17 protein-coding genes are annotated in these 12,771 nt (G+C 71.0%); 15 read left to right on the top strand and 2 right to left on the bottom strand.

Annotated features, from left to right (window positions below):
• The first annotated feature begins 14 nt into the window (after positions 1 to 14).
• The 6 genes from sufD to EJ357_RS11085 are packed head-to-tail and all read left to right on the top strand — an operon-like array spanning position 15 to position 4,391.
• Complete coding sequence (gene sufD, locus EJ357_RS11110) at positions 15 to 1,232, top strand: Fe-S cluster assembly protein SufD (RefSeq protein WP_126391087.1); 1,218 nt, start codon at positions 15 to 17, stop codon at positions 1,230 to 1,232.
• Positions 1,232 to 1,549: a non-heme iron oxygenase ferredoxin subunit gene (locus EJ357_RS11105; protein ID WP_126391085.1), complete on the top strand. Its 318-nt coding sequence runs from the start codon at positions 1,232 to 1,234 to the stop codon at positions 1,547 to 1,549. Before sufD ends, EJ357_RS11105 begins: the two co-directional genes overlap by 1 nt.
• Before the next feature lie 7 nt (positions 1,550 to 1,556).
• A complete protein-coding gene (gene sufC / locus EJ357_RS11100) occupies positions 1,557 to 2,321 on the top strand; it encodes a Fe-S cluster assembly ATPase SufC (RefSeq protein ID WP_126391083.1) in 765 nt (254 codons plus the stop codon).
• Positions 2,318 to 3,574, top strand: a complete 1,257-nt coding sequence (locus tag EJ357_RS11095; RefSeq protein WP_126391081.1) for a cysteine desulfurase — start codon at positions 2,318 to 2,320, stop codon at positions 3,572 to 3,574. Before sufC ends, EJ357_RS11095 begins: the two co-directional genes overlap by 4 nt.
• Before the next feature lie 20 nt (positions 3,575 to 3,594).
• Complete coding sequence (gene sufU, locus EJ357_RS11090) at positions 3,595 to 4,062, top strand: Fe-S cluster assembly sulfur transfer protein SufU (protein ID WP_126391079.1); 468 nt, start codon at positions 3,595 to 3,597, stop codon at positions 4,060 to 4,062.
• Positions 4,059 to 4,391 carry a metal-sulfur cluster assembly factor gene (locus EJ357_RS11085; RefSeq protein WP_126391077.1) on the top strand — a complete coding sequence of 111 codons (333 nt, stop codon included), beginning with the start codon at positions 4,059 to 4,061 and terminating at the stop codon, positions 4,389 to 4,391. The genes sufU and EJ357_RS11085 overlap by 4 nt, the downstream gene beginning before the upstream one ends.
• 75 nt (positions 4,392 to 4,466) lie before the next feature.
• Here EJ357_RS11085 and EJ357_RS11080 read toward each other — a convergent pair whose 3' ends face one another.
• Positions 4,467 to 5,294, bottom strand: coding sequence for an AbfB domain-containing protein (locus tag EJ357_RS11080; protein WP_126391075.1), 828 nt, complete (start codon positions 5,292 to 5,294; stop codon positions 4,467 to 4,469).
• A 293-nt stretch (positions 5,295 to 5,587) separates the two neighbouring features.
• On the opposite strand from EJ357_RS11080, the gene EJ357_RS11075 reads away from it, so the two are divergent.
• The 7 genes from EJ357_RS11075 (at position 5,588) to EJ357_RS11045 (ending at position 10,817) form a co-directional block, all read left to right on the top strand.
• Positions 5,588 to 6,427 carry an endo alpha-1,4 polygalactosaminidase gene (locus tag EJ357_RS11075; protein WP_126391073.1) on the top strand — a complete coding sequence of 280 codons (840 nt, stop codon included), beginning with the start codon at positions 5,588 to 5,590 and terminating at the stop codon, positions 6,425 to 6,427.
• Between the two features lie 71 nt (positions 6,428 to 6,498).
• Positions 6,499 to 6,819, top strand: a complete 321-nt coding sequence (locus tag EJ357_RS11070) for a DMT family transporter (protein WP_126391071.1) — start codon at positions 6,499 to 6,501, stop codon at positions 6,817 to 6,819.
• Positions 6,819 to 7,355 (top strand): TetR/AcrR family transcriptional regulator, encoded by a 537-nt coding sequence (locus tag EJ357_RS11065; RefSeq protein WP_126391069.1) that lies wholly within the window; start codon positions 6,819 to 6,821, stop codon positions 7,353 to 7,355. Before EJ357_RS11070 ends, EJ357_RS11065 begins: the two co-directional genes overlap by 1 nt.
• A 144-nt stretch (positions 7,356 to 7,499) precedes the next feature.
• Positions 7,500 to 8,489 (top strand): 2,3,4,5-tetrahydropyridine-2,6-dicarboxylate N-succinyltransferase, encoded by a 990-nt coding sequence (gene dapD / locus EJ357_RS11060; RefSeq protein WP_126391067.1) that lies wholly within the window; start codon positions 7,500 to 7,502, stop codon positions 8,487 to 8,489.
• A 131-nt stretch (positions 8,490 to 8,620) separates the two neighbouring features.
• A complete protein-coding gene (locus tag EJ357_RS11055; protein ID WP_126391065.1) occupies positions 8,621 to 8,860 on the top strand; it encodes a hypothetical protein in 240 nt (79 codons plus the stop codon).
• 178 nt (positions 8,861 to 9,038) lie between these two features.
• Positions 9,039 to 9,599, top strand: a complete 561-nt coding sequence (locus EJ357_RS11050) for a SigE family RNA polymerase sigma factor (RefSeq protein WP_126391063.1) — start codon at positions 9,039 to 9,041, stop codon at positions 9,597 to 9,599.
• A complete protein-coding gene (locus tag EJ357_RS11045; protein WP_126391062.1) occupies positions 9,600 to 10,817 on the top strand; it encodes a WD40 repeat domain-containing protein in 1,218 nt (405 codons plus the stop codon).
• Here EJ357_RS11045 and dapA read toward each other — a convergent pair whose 3' ends face one another.
• Positions 10,818 to 11,720 carry a 4-hydroxy-tetrahydrodipicolinate synthase gene (gene dapA / locus EJ357_RS11040; protein WP_175647361.1) on the bottom strand — a complete coding sequence of 301 codons (903 nt, stop codon included), beginning with the start codon at positions 11,718 to 11,720 and terminating at the stop codon, positions 10,818 to 10,820.
• A gap of 160 nt (positions 11,721 to 11,880) precedes the next feature.
• On the opposite strand from dapA, the gene EJ357_RS50210 reads away from it, so the two are divergent.
• On the top strand, positions 11,881 to 12,009 hold the full coding sequence (locus EJ357_RS50210) for a hypothetical protein (protein ID WP_267132845.1): 129 nt from the start codon (positions 11,881 to 11,883) through the stop codon (positions 12,007 to 12,009).
• A complete protein-coding gene (locus tag EJ357_RS11035) occupies positions 12,006 to 12,701 on the top strand; it encodes a hypothetical protein (protein WP_126391058.1) in 696 nt (231 codons plus the stop codon). The genes EJ357_RS50210 and EJ357_RS11035 overlap by 4 nt, the downstream gene beginning before the upstream one ends.
• The last annotated feature ends 70 nt before the right edge of the window (positions 12,702 to 12,771 follow it).

Below are 12,771 nucleotides of genomic sequence, written 5' to 3'. Positions count from 1 at the left end.
GCAGACCGACAGCCATGGCTGAGGCTCAGAACTCCCCCACCCTCGAATCCACTCGGGCGGGGGGACCCCCACCGCTGGGATCCACCACCGCCGGCGCGGTGGCCGTTGCCGCCGAGTCGACCGTCGCCACGCGCATGAGCGCGCCCCCGTCCTTCGACGTGGCGGACTTCCCGGTCCCGCACGGCCGCGAGGAGGAGTGGCGGTTCACCCCGCTGGAGCGCCTGCGCGGGCTGCACGACGGCACCGCCGTGGCGACCGGTGACGGCGTGAAGGTCGACGTGCAGGCCCCCGAGGGCGTCACCGTCGAGACCGTCGGCCGTGACGACGCCCGGATCGGCAAGGCGGGCACCCCGGTGGACCGCGTCGCCGCCCAGGCGTACTCGGCGTTCGAGAAGGCCGGTGTCATCACCGTCCCCAAGGAGACGGTGCTCACCGAGCCGATCCGTATCGCCGTGCACGGCGAGGGCGGGGTCGCCTACGGCCACCAGGTCGTGGAGCTCGGAGCCTTCGCCGAGGCCGTCGTCGTCATCGACCACACCGGTGACGCCGTGCTCGCCGCCAACGTCGACTACATCCTGGGCGACGGCGCCAAGCTGACCGTCGTCTCCGTCCAGGACTGGGACGACAAGGCCGTGCACGTGGGCCAGCACAACGCGCTGATCGGCCGGGACGCCACCTTCAAGTCGTTCGTGGTCACCTTCGGCGGCGACCTCGTACGCCTGCACCCGCGTGTCGCCTACGCCGGCACCGGCGGCGAGGCCGAGCTGTTCGGCCTGTACTTCACCGACGCGGGCCAGCACCAGGAGCACCGCCTCCTGGTCGACCACAACACCCCGCACTGCAAGTCCAACGTGATGTACAAGGGCGCGCTCCAGGGCGACGACGCCCACGCGGTGTGGATCGGCGACGTCCTCATCGAGGCCAAGGCCGAGGGCACGGACACGTACGAGATGAACCGGAACCTGGTTCTGACCGACGGCGCCCGCGTCGACTCCGTGCCGAACCTGGAGATCGAGACCGGCGAGATCGTCGGCGCCGGCCACGCCTCGGCGACCGGCCGCTTCGACGACGAGCAGCTCTTCTACTTGATGGCGCGCGGCATCCCGGCCGACGAGGCCCGCCGTCTGGTGGTCCGCGGCTTCTTCGCCGAGCTGGTCCAGCAGATCGGCGTCGACGACATCGAAGAGCGCCTCCTCGTGAAGATCAACGAGGAGCTGGAGGCCACGGTCTGATGGCCTTCGTACGCGCCTGTGGGCTGAGCGAGCTGGAGGAGGACACCCCCAAGAGGGTGGAACTCGACGGCACGCCGGTCTCGGTCGTGCAGACCGAGGGCGAGGTGTTCGCCATCTACGACATCTGCTCCCACGCGAACGTCTCGCTCTCCGAGGGCGAGGTGGAGGACTGCCAGATCGAGTGCTGGCTGCACGGCTCCGCGTTCGACCTCCGCACCGGCAAGCCGTCCGGCCTACCCGCGACGCGCCCCGTCCCCGTATACCCCGTAAAGATCGAAGGAGACGACGTGCTCGTCTCCCTCAACCAGGAGTCCTGAGGCACCCATGGCAACGCTTGAAATCCGAGACCTGCGCGTCACCGTCGAGGCCGACAACGCCACGAAGGAAATCCTCAAGGGCGTCGACCTCACCGTGAAGCAGGGCGAGACGCACGCCATCATGGGCCCCAACGGCTCCGGCAAGTCGACCCTCGCCTACTCGCTGGCGGGTCACCCGAAGTACACGATCACCGGCGGCACCGTCACCCTCGACGGCGAGGACGTCCTGGAGATGTCCGTCGACGAGCGCGCCCGCGCGGGCCTGTTCCTGGCGATGCAGTACCCGGTCGAGGTCCCCGGCGTCTCGGTCTCCAACTTCCTGCGCACCTCCGCCACCGCCATCCGCGGCGAGGCCCCCAAGCTGCGTACCTGGGTGAAGGAGGTCAAGGAGGCCATGGAGCGCCTCAACATGGACCCGTCCTTCGCCGAGCGCAACGTCAACGAGGGCTTCTCCGGCGGTGAGAAGAAGCGCCACGAGATCCTTCAGCTGGAGCTGCTCAAGCCGAAGGTCGCGATCCTCGACGAGACGGACTCCGGTCTGGACGTCGACGCGCTGCGCATCGTCTCCGAGGGCGTCAACCGCGTCCGCGAGACCGGCGAGGTCGGCACCCTGCTGATCACCCACTACACGCGCATCCTGCGCTACATCAAGCCCGACCACGTCCACGTCTTCTCCGGCGGCCGCATCGTCGAGTCCGGCGGCGCCGAGCTCGCCGACAAGCTGGAGAACGAGGGCTACGAGGCCTACACGAAGGGTGGCGCATCCGCGTGACACAGCTGCCGGGCCTCCTCGACACCGAGGCGCTGCGCAAGGACTTCCCGATCCTGGACCGCGTCGTCCACGACGGCAAGAAGCTCGTGTACCTGGACAACGCGGCGACCTCGCAGACGCCGCGCCAGGTGCTCGACGTGCTCTCCGAGTACTACGAGCAGCACAACGCCAACGTCCACCGTGGCGTGCACGTCCTCGCCGAGGAGGCCACGGCGCTGTACGAGGGCGCGCGCGACAAGGTCGCGGAGTTCATCAACGCGCCCTCGCGCGACGAGGTGATCTTCACCAAGAACGCCTCCGAATCGCTCAACCTCGTGGCGAACATGCTCGGCTGGGCCGACGAGCCCTACCGGGTGGACCACGAGACCGAGATCGTCATCACGGAGATGGAGCACCACTCCAACATCGTCCCGTGGCAGCTGCTCGCGCAGCGCACGGGCGCGAAGCTGAAGTGGTTCGGTCTCACCGACGACGGCCGACTCGACCTGTCCAACATCGACGAGATCATCACGGAGAAGACGAAGATCGTCTCCTTCGTGCTGGTGTCGAACATCCTGGGCACGGTCAACCCGGTCGAGGCGATAGTGCGCCGCGCGCAGGAGGTCGGCGCGCTGGTGTGCATCGACGCCTCGCAGGCCGCGCCGCACATGCCGATGGACGTGCAGTCCCTCCAGGCCGACTTCGTGGCCTTCACCGGCCACAAGATGTGCGGCCCGACCGGCATCGGCGTGCTCTGGGGCCGCCAGGAGCTGCTGGAGGACCTGCCTCCGTTCCTCGGCGGCGGCGAGATGATCGAGACGGTGTCGATGCACTCGTCGACATACGCTCCCGCCCCGCACAAGTTCGAGGCGGGCACGCCCCCGATCTCGCAGGCGATCGGCCTGGGCGCGGCGATCGACTACCTCAACTCGATCGGCATGGACAAGATCCTCGCCCATGAGCACGCGCTCACCGAGTACGCGGTGAAGCGGCTGGCGGAGGTCCCCGACCTGCGGATCATCGGCCCGACCACGGCCGAGGACCGCGGCGCCGCGATCTCCTTCACGCTCGGCGACATCCACCCGCACGACGTGGGCCAGGTCCTCGACGAGCAGGGCATCGCGGTCCGGGTCGGCCACCACTGCGCCCGCCCGGTCTGCCTGCGCTACGGAATTCCTGCGACCACGCGAGCGTCGTTCTATCTGTACTCCACGCCGGCCGAGATCGACGCTCTGGTGGACGGCCTGGAGCACGTACGGAACTTCTTCGGCTGACGGGACGGGAAGAGCGACGCATGAAGCTGGATTCGATGTACCAGGAAGTCATCCTGGACCACTACAAGAACCCGCACGGGCGTGGTCTGAGGGATGGCGACGCCGAGGTGCACCACGTGAACCCGACGTGCGGCGACGAGATCACGCTCCGTGTGAAGTACGACGGCACGACGATCGAGGACGTCTCGTACGAGGGCCAGGGCTGTTCCATCAGCCAGGCGAGCGCGTCCGTACTGAACGAACTCCTCGTCGGCAAGGACCTCTCCGACGCGCGGAAGATCCAGGAGACCTTCCTGGAGCTGATGCAGTCGAAGGGGAAGATCGAGCCCGATGACGCGATGGAGGAGGTCCTGGAGGACGCGGTCGCGTTCTCCGGAGTCTCCAAGTACCCGGCCCGGGTCAAGTGCGCCCTCCTCAGCTGGATGGCGTGGAAGGACGCGACGGCCCAGGCCCTGGGCGGAGCCGACGCCGAAAGGAAGACGGCATGAGCGAGACCGTTGAGATGAAGCCGGCCTCGGAGGAAGAGGTCCGTGAGGCGCTGTACGACGTCGTCGACCCCGAGCTGGGCATCGACGTCGTCAACCTCGGCCTGATCTACGGCATCCACATCGACGACGCGAACGTCGCGACGCTCGACATGACCCTGACCTCGGCGGCCTGCCCCCTGACCGACGTCATCGAGGACCAGGCCAAGTCCGCCACGGACGGCCTCGTCAGCGAGCTGCGCATCAACTGGGTCTGGATGCCGCCGTGGGGCCCGGACAAGATCACGGACGACGGTCGCGAGCAGCTTCGGGCGCTCGGGTTCAACGTCTGAGGCCGTCCGAGGCCTGTCCGGCCCTGGGCCGGACACCAGCGGCGGTACCTGTCGGGTGCCGCCGCTTTCGTGTGCTCAGGCCAGCCCGCCGACCAGCTGGAACGACGAGTCGGACAGGTACAGGGAGCTGTACTCGAAGCGTTCGAGACGGACCACGAAGTCGCGGTGGCGCAGGAAGTAGCCCGGATAGTTGACCGACTCCAGCATGGTGGCACCGGAGTGGGACGACGAGGCGCGGGGGCAGAAGGTGGCGTCCTGCCCGAAGAGGGACGAGCCGTCGTTGCGCTCGGCGCGCAGGACGAAGGCGCGGTGGCGCAGATACCGGCCGTCCTGCGCGGCGAAGGAGTAACAGGAGCTGTTCGCCAGGCCCTTGACCTGTCTGAAGGTGGAGTCCTCACGGGACTCCGAGCCCTGGACCCGGTCCAGCCTCACGTAACCGTCACTCACATGCCAGTAGCGGTCCGGGTAGTTGACCGAGCGGACGGATCGCCCTGTGGTGGCCGGTGGCTTCGGGGCGGCGGTCGGTGAACTGCCCTCGCGGGAAGGCGACTTGGACGGATCCGGCGCGGGTTTCGGCGTGGTGGCGTGCTGTTGGCCGGGCGACCGGGTCGCGGGCCGGTCCGTCGACAGGCCGCTCTTGCCCCTGGGAGGAGTCGCCGACGGGCTGGCGAAGGAGATCAGACCGGGGTACGAGGTGTTCTCGGTGGCGGACGACGCCGAGGGTGACTCCTTGTCGGACTCCCTTTCGGATACGGCGATCGCGGTGACGCAGGCGACGATCGTCGCCACCGCCATTCCGCCCGCCAGCCACAGGCGGCGCGTCCCCGGCGCCCGCGAGGTGTCCGGGGCCCAGCCGTTCTCCCAAGGTTGGTCCTGAGACGGCCGGGACTTGTTGTCTGGCATGCGCTGTTCCCCCCAGCGGCGTCATGGGGCGACGACCGCGGCTGCGAAGGCCCGGTATGTGAACGGTGAACAACACTAGTGGAACCGGTGGCCCCGGAGCAGCCCTTTGTCATCAGCCGTATCCACAACTCCGGTGCCCGCCCGGCGCCTTGCCGACGCGGCCCGTCCCCGACGCGGCCCGTCCCGACCCGGCCGCGGCAGGCGGCGGCCGGCCGTGGTAAGCGCCCGTCGCGGCGCAGGGCATCATGGCCGGACAGCGCCGAAGATCACGCACCGACAGGAGCCCCCGGATCATGGTCCACCGCATCCCCCCAGCACTCCGCCGCGCGCTCGCGGCCGCAGCACTGTGCGGTGCGCTCGCCGTGGCCGCGGGCGGGTGTACTGCGTCCGACGGCGAGGGCGCCGACGCGCCGAAGGCGGAGCTGCCCGAGCCGGGGGTCGCCTTCGACTACCAGATCGGCGGCGCGTACCCGCCGCCCGCGGGCGTACACGCGGTCTCCCGCGACCGCACCGCGAAACCGGCGCCGGGGGTGTACAGCATCTGCTACGTCAACGCCTTCCAGGCCCAGCCGGACGCCGAGGGCTGGTGGGAGGAGCACCACCCCGACCTGCTGCTCCGTGACGCCGACGACGAGCCGGTCGTCGACCGGGACTGGGACGAGGCCCTGCTGGACATCTCGACGGCCGCCAAGCGCGAACGGCTCGCCGGGATCGTGGGCAAGTGGATCGACGCCTGCGCCGAGTCCGGGTTCCAGGCGGTCGAGGCCGACAACCTCGACTCCAACGAACGGTCCGACGGGCTGCTGACAGCCGAGGACAACCTGGCCTTCGGCAAGCTGATCGCCGCCCGGGCCCACGCGGCCGGCCTGGCGATCGGCCAGAAGAACGCCGCCGAACTGGCGCGGCAAGGGCGCCGCCTCGGTTTCGACTTCGCGGTCGCCGAGGAGTGCGGACAGTACGACGAGTGCGGCGCGTACGCCGACGCCTACGACGACCGGGTCTTCGTCATCGAGTACCGCTCCGACGGCCTCGCCGCGGCCTGTGCGGACTGGGGCGACCGGCTGTCGGTGGTCCTGCGCGACCTGGACGTCGTACCGGCGGGGGAGGGCGGATACCGCCGCCGTACCTGCTGAACCGGTCGGCACGCGGAGCGGCCCGGCGGGTTTGTGTACGGTCGTACGCATCGTTGTGTACGCTTGTACACATGGGATACCTGCTGCTCGCCGGAGCCATAGCGGCCGAGGTGGCCGCCACGACCGCCATGAAGTACAGCGACGGCTTCAGCAGGCTGTGGCCCTCGCTGCTGACCGCACTCGGATACGTCGTCTCCTTCGCGTTGCTCGCCCAGACGCTGAGGACCGTCTCCGTGGGCACGGCCTACGCGATCTGGGCCGGCGTCGGCACCGCGGCCATCGCCACCATCGGGGTCCTGCTCCTGGGGGAGGGGATGACTCTCACCAAGGCCGCCGGTATCGCGCTGATCATCGTCGGCGTGGTGGTGCTGAACCTGGGAGGCGCGCACTGATGGCCCGGCGCTACGACCCCGAGCGACGTCAGCGGATCATCGACGCGGCGATCCGGGTCGTCGGGGAGAAGGGCATCGCGCGGCTGAGCCATCGCACCGTCGCCGCCGCGGCCGACGTGCCGCTCGGCTCCACGACGTACCACTTCAAGACCCTCGACGACCTGCTGGTCGCCGCCCTGCGCCAGGCCAACGAGGGCTTCGCCAAGGTGGTCGCCTCGCGCGGTGGCCTGGAGGACCCGGAGACCGACCTGGCCGGCGAACTCGCGGGTCTGATGGGCGAGTGGCTCGCGGGGGACCGCACGGGCGTGGAGCTGGAGTGCGAGCTCTACCTCGCAGCCTTGCGCCGCCCCGCCCTGCGGCCGGTCGCCGCCGAGTGGGCACGCGATCTCGCCGACCGGCTGTCCCGCCGTACGGACGCGGTCACGGCGCGGGCACTGGTGGCGCTGGTGGACGGGATCTGTCTGCAGGTACTGCTCACGGAGGCGCCGTACGACGAGGAGTACGCGCGCGACGTGCTGCGCCGGGTGATTCCCTGACGTGCGGCGGGCGAGGGAGGGCGCGCCGCGAGCCCGGGACGGGCGCCCGCGACGACGTCCGTGTCCCGCGAGGGGTGGCCCGCACCCTGAGACGCCCCCGCCACCGGTTGGCCCGCGCGGCCCCCCGCCGGTTAGGTTGCCCTCATGACCGACACGACTGCTCCTCGCACCACCGGCGCCGTGGCCGCCGGCCTCGCCACGATCGCCGCCGACGGCACCGTTCTCGACACCTGGTTCCCCGCGCCCGAGCTCGTCGCCGAGCCCGGCCCCTCCGGCAGCGAGCGGCTCTCCGCCGAGCGTGCCGCGGAGCTGCTAGGCGGTGGCGCCACCGCGGCGATCGGTCCGGACACCCGCCGGGGCGTCGAGGTCGTCGCGGTCCGCACGGTCATCGCCTCGCTCGACGAGAAGCCGATCGACGCGCACGACGTCTACCTGCGCCTGCACCTGCTCTCCCACCGCCTGGTCCAGCCGCACGGCCTCAGCCTGGAGGGCCAGTTCGGCTTCCTCGCCAACGTCGCCTGGACCTCGCTGGGCCCGGTCGCGGTCGACGACGTCGAGAAGGTGCGCCTCAACGCCCGCGCCGAGGGTCTGCACCTCCAGGTGACCTCGATCGACAAGTTCCCGCGCATGACCGACTACGTGGCCCCCAAGGGTGTCCGCATCGCCGACGCCGACCGGGTCCGCCTCGGTGCCCACCTCGCCTCGGGCACCACCGTCATGCACGAGGGCTTCGTCAACTTCAACGCCGGCACCCTCGGCACCTCCATGGTCGAGGGCCGTATCTCCGCGGGCGTCGTCGTCGGCGACGGCTCCGACATCGGCGGCGGCGCGTCCACGATGGGCACGCTCTCCGGCGGCGGCAACGTGATCATCACCATCGGCGAGCGCTGCCTGGTCGGCGCCGAGGCGGGCGTCGGCATCGCGCTCGGCGACGAGTGCGTCGTCGAGGCCGGTCTGTACGTCACCGCGGGCACCCGCGTCACCATGCCCGACGGCCAGATCGTCAAGGCCCGCGAGCTCTCCGGCGCCTCCAACATCCTCTTCCGCCGCAACTCGGTCACCGGCACCGTCGAGGCCCGCCCGAACAACGCGGTCTGGGGCGGTCTGAACGACATCCTGCACAGCCACAACTGACGCCGTCAGTCCCACGTCGGCACCCTCACGTACGGGTTACTCCTCGTGACCTCCGCACGGTCCAGGCAGATGAACGGGTGGACGCAGTTTCCGATCACACGCCGAACCGACGAGATGAGGACCGAGGGCTGATGACGGGTCGAGTGAAGACGAGCGGGCGGACCAGGACCGTGCTGCGCCTGGTGGTCGGGGTGCTGGCCGCGGGGGCGGCGTGCTGGCTGCCGGCCGGTGCCGCGTACGCCGACGAGACCAACACGGGCTCGCACAACGGGCCCCGCATCGGGCTGGTCAACGTGGGGCAGGTGGACGACCCGATGGAGGACGTGCTGGAGCACACCCTGCTCTTCGGCGACGGCTACAAGTGGGGCTGACCGCGCACTGAGCACGGCGAGCGTGAGCCGGGGCCCGTACCGCACAGCGAGGCGGTACGGGCCCCGGCGCGTGCGCGGAAGTTCTTTCCGCGCGCAGGCATAGCGGCGGCGCCCCGCACGCGTCACGAGGGGTAGGAGAGGCGGGCACCGGGCCCGCCCGGGGGAAGAGAAGGTGACGATGGATGCCGAAGCGCAGGAGAGCTTCCGGGAGTTCGTGGGGAACCGGTCGTCCGCGCTGCTGAAGACGGCGGTCCTGCTGGCCGGCGGCGACCGGCACGCCGCCGAGGACCTCCTGCAGAACGCCCTGATCAAGGCGGCCGGCCGCTGGCATCGCATCGACGAGCCCGAGGCGTACGTACGCCAGATCCTGTACCGGCAGCAGATCAGCCGCTGGCGGCTGAAGTGGCGGCGCCGCGAGCTGACCGTCGCCGAGCCGCCCGAGACCGCCGCGAACCCGGACGCCGCCCCCGCCGCCGAGCTACGGCTGCTGATGCGCGGCGCGCTGGCCCGGCTGACCCCGCGGCAGCGCACCGTGCTGGTGCTGCGCTACTTCGAGGACCTGCCGGAGGCCGACGTGGCCCGCATCCTCGGCTGCTCCGTCGGCACCGTGCGCTCCACCACCCACCGCTCGCTCGCCCGGCTGCGCACCCTCGCGCCCGAACTGGCCGCCCTCGGCACCGGGTCCGCCGACGCCCGGCCGCGGCCGTCCCGTGACTTCTCGCCCGTGGAGGTGCGTTAAGTGAACGTCGAGGAACTCGTACGAGACTCCCTGCGGGAACTGGCCGCCGAGCAGACGTCGGCGGGTCCCGGTTACGCGGACCGGGTGCTGGGCGTCCGCCGGCGCCGCCGCACCCGCAGGATCGCCACGGTCGCCGCCGCCACCGCGGCCGTCGTCGCCGTCGGGGTCGCGGTGCCCCTGCTGGACGCCGGACGGGAGGACGTGCGCCCGGCGAGCGTGCTGGACGGCCGTGGGACCAGCGCCCACCCGGACCAGTCGCCGCCGCGTGACCTGATCGCGGCCGGGGACGTGGCGCTCGCCGCCTACGCCACCTCGCGGATCGTCCCGCAGACGAAGAGCCGCGGGATCGCCGAGCGCACCTACTGGCTGCTGGACCCGGAGACCGGACGGTACGAGAAGGACGACAGGTGGTCCTTCGTCGCCGTCGCGCCCGGCATCACAACGGCCGCCGTACTGGAGCGGAACCTGCCTGCCCGGCGGATCGGCCTGCTCGACCTCGCGACGGGGGAGGTCGAGCGGTGGATCCCGGTGGACCACGGGGTCGGCGGGCTGGCGTACTCGTACGACGGGCGGAGGCTGGTCGCGACGACGTACGACGAGAACCCCGACCTGCGTATCAGGCAGACGGGCGGGGAAGGGGCGGTCCCCTGGGTGCCGGAGTTCGGCGAGTCGAGCCGCAGCGGCTTCCATGTCGTCGACGTCGCCTCCGGCACGGCCTCCTGGACGGGCGTCCAGTCCGACGGCCGCGACATCAACTCCCGCCAGGACTTCGACTTCAGCCGGACCGGGAACCTGGTGTACACGCCGGTCACCGGGCCCCGGGACGGTTCGCAGCAGTTCTACGACCTCGACGGCAACAAGGTCGCGGCGCCCGCGAACGAGCGCCACCTGCGCACGGACGTCGGCGCCAGGCTCTCCCCGGACGGCAGTCTCGCGGCCACCGGTCTGTCCAAGGAGGTCCCCGACAAGTCCTACTCCTCGATCCGCGATCCGCTCACCGGCAAGGAGATCACCAAGGTGCGAGGCGCGGAGCTGCTCGCCTGGGTGGACGACAAGCGGCTCATCGCGCAGGAGCGGACAGCGGGCAAGGGACTGTACCGGCCCCGGCTCGTCCTGGTGACGATCGGCAGCGACAAGGTCGAGTGGCTGAGCGGCCCGAGCGCGCAGAAGGACGAGGACCTGTCCTACGAGTGGCAGCCGGTCCTCGCCCGGCGCTGATCAGCCGGCCGTCAGCTCCTCGTAGGCTGCCAGCAGGCCGTCGACCGCGGCACGGCCGGCGGGGCGCAGCGGCGCGCGGACGGGGCCCGCCGGCAGGCCGAGCTCGTTGAGCAGAGCCTTGGCGGTCACCGTGCCGGGCAGGCCCGCCGACATCACCAACTCGATGAGCGGCGTGGCGCGTTGCTGGAGGCGGGCGGACACGGGGGTGTCGCCCGCCTCGAACGCGTCGAGGACCGCGCGGAGCCGGTCCGGTACGACGTTGGCGACCGTGCTGATGTAGCCGGCGCCGCCGACCGCGTACAGCGCGAGGTTGTGCTCGTCGCAGCCCGCGTAGTACGCCAACTCCGTGCGGGACAGCACCTTCTGGGCGCCGAGGAAGTCGTAGGAACAATCCTTCACCGCGACGATCCGGGGGTGCTCGGCCAGCCGGATCAGCGTCTCCGGCTCGATACGGGTGCCGGTGCGGCCCGGGATGTCGTACAGCGTGAGCGGCAGTCCCGAGGCGTCCGCGACGGTGCGGAAGTGCTCCTCCAGCGCGTCCTGCGGAGGCTTGCTGTAGTACGGGCTGACCACCAGCACGCCGTCCGCGCCCGCCTTTTCGGCCTCCCGGGCGAGCTCCACGGTGTGCCGTGTGTCGAACGTGCCGATCCCGGTCACGATCGACGCCCGGCCGCCCACCGCCTCCCGTACCGCCTCGACGAGGGCCGCCTTCTCGGCATCGGTCGTGGTCGGTGATTCGCCCGTCGTACCGGAGAGCACCAGGCCGTCACAGCCCTGGGAGACCAGATGGTCGGCGAGCCGCTGGGCCCCGTCGAGATCGAGCCCGCCGTCCGCGGAGAAGGGCGTGATCATCGCGCACAGGGCGCGGCCGAAGGGAGGGGCGGCGGATGCGGGTGTCGTCATGGAACCAGTCTCGACAGATCGACAATGAAGCTCCACTTAATTCTTCTACCAAGTATGCATAAGTATTGCTGTAGGGAGGTCCCTCAGGCCCTATGTCCAATTCGCCCTTCATGGGTCACCATGGCCAGGACGGTCACCGCCATCGGCCCATGGAGGCGTCATGAAGCTCGGCAAGGCACTGGCCACGGGAGTCGCGGAAGAGCGACCGCAGGCCCACGAGGAAGAGCCCGAACTCCCCGAGGTGGCCGAGGAACTGAAGGCCCCCGACGAGGTGCCGGCCGCCCGATGAGGCTGCGGCTTCCGGAGGAACGCCCGACGGAGCCGCCGACCGGATACAAGATCGCCCACCCGATGCTGTCCCAGGACGGCACCCGGGCCGGGTTCACCGGTGTGTCGCTGGGCGGCGCGCTGCCGTACGGAGTCCTGGCCGACGCGTCCTGCGTCTACGGTCTGCGACACCGGGCACCGAGCCGCCGCTGCGACTGCGGCTTCCACTGCGTGCACGACCGTACGGTGGCCGAGGCGCTGCTGTGCACGGCCGAGCACCGGGCGGCCGCCCTGCTCGAAGTCACCGTGCTGGGCCGGTACATCCGCTTCGAGCGCGGCTTCCGCTACGCCCGTCAGCGGGTGCGCACCGCCACGGTCGGGCCCTGCGTCTGCGGTACGGTCGCCGCCGCCCTGGCCGACGCCGGCTGGGGCCGCCCCGGCTGGCGGGCGCTCGCCCCCTCCTGCGCGGGCTGCCTGCGCGGCCGTACGTCCGTCTCGCTCGCGGGGTTCGCCCGGCTGGGGGCTCAGGGGCTGCGGGTGGTGGCCGGCAAGGGGGCGTCCGTCGCGCTGACCGGCCCAGGTCCGGCCGACGGCCTCGGCGTCCCCGAACTCGCCGCCGAGGCCGCGCTGTTGCAGGCCCGCCTCGACTGGTTCCAGGCCCAGCTGGCCCGGCTGGGCGAGCACGGGCCGGGCGGCGGCGGACGGCAGGGATAGCGGGGGCGGGTCCGGGTACCCGGGTGTTCCGAACCGGGCGCGGGCGGGCGCCTGACCGCGACCACGGCTC

It is taken from the genome of Streptomyces cyaneochromogenes (assembly GCF_003963535.1).
Classification (GTDB): domain Bacteria; phylum Actinomycetota; class Actinomycetes; order Streptomycetales; family Streptomycetaceae; genus Streptomyces; species Streptomyces shaanxiensis.
This window is presented reverse-complemented; position numbering and strand designations above follow the sequence as displayed.

What these genes read in the sequence shown, in the direction of transcription:
- sufD (WP_126391087.1), top strand. Translation starts at nt 15, where the DNA reads ATGGCTGAGGCTCAGAACTCCCCCACCCTCGAATCCACTCGGGCGGGG.
- EJ357_RS11105 (WP_126391085.1), top strand. Translation starts at nt 1,232, where the DNA reads ATGGCCTTCGTACGCGCCTGTGGGCTGAGCGAGCTGGAGGAGGACACC.
- sufC (WP_126391083.1), top strand. Translation starts at nt 1,557, where the DNA reads ATGGCAACGCTTGAAATCCGAGACCTGCGCGTCACCGTCGAGGCCGAC.
- sufU (WP_126391079.1), top strand. Translation starts at nt 3,595, where the DNA reads ATGAAGCTGGATTCGATGTACCAGGAAGTCATCCTGGACCACTACAAG.
- EJ357_RS11085 (WP_126391077.1), top strand. Translation starts at nt 4,059, where the DNA reads ATGAGCGAGACCGTTGAGATGAAGCCGGCCTCGGAGGAAGAGGTCCGT.
- EJ357_RS11080 (WP_126391075.1), bottom strand. Translation starts at nt 5,294, where the DNA reads ATGCCAGACAACAAGTCCCGGCCGTCTCAGGACCAACCTTGGGAGAAC.
- EJ357_RS11075 (WP_126391073.1), top strand. Translation starts at nt 5,588, where the DNA reads ATGGTCCACCGCATCCCCCCAGCACTCCGCCGCGCGCTCGCGGCCGCA.
- EJ357_RS11070 (WP_126391071.1), top strand. Translation starts at nt 6,499, where the DNA reads ATGGGATACCTGCTGCTCGCCGGAGCCATAGCGGCCGAGGTGGCCGCC.
- EJ357_RS11065 (WP_126391069.1), top strand. Translation starts at nt 6,819, where the DNA reads ATGGCCCGGCGCTACGACCCCGAGCGACGTCAGCGGATCATCGACGCG.
- dapD (WP_126391067.1), top strand. Translation starts at nt 7,500, where the DNA reads ATGACCGACACGACTGCTCCTCGCACCACCGGCGCCGTGGCCGCCGGC.
- EJ357_RS11055 (WP_126391065.1), top strand. Translation starts at nt 8,621, where the DNA reads ATGACGGGTCGAGTGAAGACGAGCGGGCGGACCAGGACCGTGCTGCGC.
- EJ357_RS11050 (WP_126391063.1), top strand. Translation starts at nt 9,039, where the DNA reads ATGGATGCCGAAGCGCAGGAGAGCTTCCGGGAGTTCGTGGGGAACCGG.
- dapA (WP_175647361.1), bottom strand. Translation starts at nt 11,720, where the DNA reads ATGACGACACCCGCATCCGCCGCCCCTCCCTTCGGCCGCGCCCTGTGC.
- EJ357_RS50210 (WP_267132845.1), top strand. Translation starts at nt 11,881, where the DNA reads ATGAAGCTCGGCAAGGCACTGGCCACGGGAGTCGCGGAAGAGCGACCG.
- EJ357_RS11035 (WP_126391058.1), top strand. Translation starts at nt 12,006, where the DNA reads ATGAGGCTGCGGCTTCCGGAGGAACGCCCGACGGAGCCGCCGACCGGA.